Origin of the sequence: Achromobacter sp. Marseille-Q0513, from assembly GCF_018195695.1 — a bacterium.
In the GTDB taxonomy this organism is placed as follows: domain Bacteria; phylum Pseudomonadota; class Gammaproteobacteria; order Burkholderiales; family Burkholderiaceae_B; genus Achromobacter.
In genome coordinates this window covers 1-1,666 of the sequence record NZ_JAGTJY010000355.1, presented here as the reverse complement: position 1 = coordinate 1,666, position 1,666 = coordinate 1, and the positions used below count along the sequence as shown (strand labels likewise).

Below are 1,666 nucleotides of genomic sequence, written 5' to 3'. Positions count from 1 at the left end.
CCTTGCGGGACGCTGCTATTTCCCCCCTGCCGATGCCCATCAAAGACCAGCTCTTTCTCGCCAGCCAGTACCTCGCGCCCCACCACCTGGTGTCGCGCCTGTTCGGATACGCGTCCGACTGCCGGGAACCCGCGGTCAAGAACTGGATGATCTCGCGCTTCGTGCAACGCTACGGCGTCGACATGAGCGAGGCCGAGCAGGAAGACGCGCTGGCCTACGACTGCTTCAACGACTTCTTCACACGCGCGCTGAAGGACGGCGCGCGGCCGCTGGACGACGAGCCCGGCTCGGTGCTGTGCCCGGCCGACGGCGCGATCAGCCAGATGGGCGCCATCGAGCACGGCCGCATCTTCCAGGCCAAGGGCCACAGCTACGGGCTGGCCGACCTGCTGGGCGGCGACGCCGAGCGCGCCGCGCCGTTCCAGGGCGGCGAGTTCGCCACCATCTACCTGTCGCCGCGCGACTATCACCGCGTCCACATGCCCGTGGCCGGCACGCTGCGTGAAATGGTCCACGTGCCGGGCCGGCTGTTCTCGGTCAACCCGCTGACGGCCCGCAACGTGCCGCGCCTGTTCGCGCGCAACGAACGCGTGGTCTGCATCTTCGACACCGAGCATGGCCCCATGGCGCTGGTGCTGGTCGGCGCCATGATCGTCGCCTCCATCGAAACCGTCTGGGCCGGCCTGGTCACGCCGCACAAGCGCGGCGTCAAGGCCACGCGCTACGACGCCGACGCGCGCGCGCCGATCCAGCTGGACAAGGGCGCCGAGATGGGCCGCTTCAAGCTCGGGTCCACCGCCATCGTGCTGTTCGGACCCGGCAAGATCCGCTGGTCCGACACCCCCTCGGTGCGCGGCCCGGTCCGCATGGGCGAGCTGCTGGCCTTGCCGACCTGAGGCATTCGGCGCCGGCATGCCCCGGCGCCGAATGCCAGGGCGCGCCATCTTCGGGCTGTCCGTTCCTGACGCTCGCACGGCCCTCGGACCGCCCGGCTTGTTTCCTTTCGGCGAACCCGCCGTTCCGGTTTTATTCGCTATCGGGCTGGCGGCGACGGCGCTAGATTATGGGGCTTTCCCCAACGCGCGCCGCCCGCCATGACCGTCACCTCCTCCGCCCGCCCCCTGCCCCGCGCCCTGGCGCGCATGCTGTCGCTGGACGACTTCGAGCAGGCCGCGCGCCGGCGCCTGCCGCGCCCCATCTTCGGCTACATCGCCGGCGCGGCCGAGGACAACCAGTCGCTGCGCGCCAACCGCGACGCGTTCGCGCGCTACAGCTTCGTGCCGCGCGTGCTGGTGAACGTGTCGGCCCGCTCGCAGCAGTTCGACCTGTTCGGCCGCCGCTACGACGCGCCGTTCGGCATCGCGCCCATGGGCCTGAGCGCGCTGTCGGCCTATCGCGGCGACATCGCCCAGGCCCGCGCCGCGCGGGCATCCAACATCCCCGCCATCCTCAGCGGCACCTCGCTGATTCCGCTTGAAGACGTGATCCAGGCCGCGCCCGGCACCTGGTTCCAGGCCTACCTGCCCGGCGACCCGGCCCGCATCGACGCGCTGGTCGAACGCGCCCGCAAGGCCGGCTACGAGACCCTGGTGCTGACCGTGGACATCCCCGTGTCCGCCAATCGCGAGAACAATGTGCGCACCGGCTTCTCCACGCCGCTCAAGCC

General features: G+C 70.6%; 2 protein-coding genes. Both read left to right on the top strand.

What is annotated here, in order from left to right; genetic code table 11:
- The first annotated feature begins 32 nt into the window (after window positions 1-32).
- Window positions 33-896: an archaetidylserine decarboxylase gene (gene asd, locus KDH83_RS30570; RefSeq protein WP_212322768.1), complete on the top strand. Its 864-nt coding sequence runs from the start codon at window positions 33-35 to the stop codon at window positions 894-896.
- A 198-nt stretch (window positions 897-1,094) separates the two neighbouring features.
- On the top strand, window positions 1,095-1,666 hold a 572-nt coding region (locus tag KDH83_RS30565), incomplete at its 3' end, for an alpha-hydroxy acid oxidase (RefSeq protein ID WP_212322766.1).

What these genes read in the sequence shown, in the direction of transcription:
- asd (WP_212322768.1), top strand. Translation starts at nt 33, where the DNA reads ATGCCCATCAAAGACCAGCTCTTTCTCGCCAGCCAGTACCTCGCGCCC.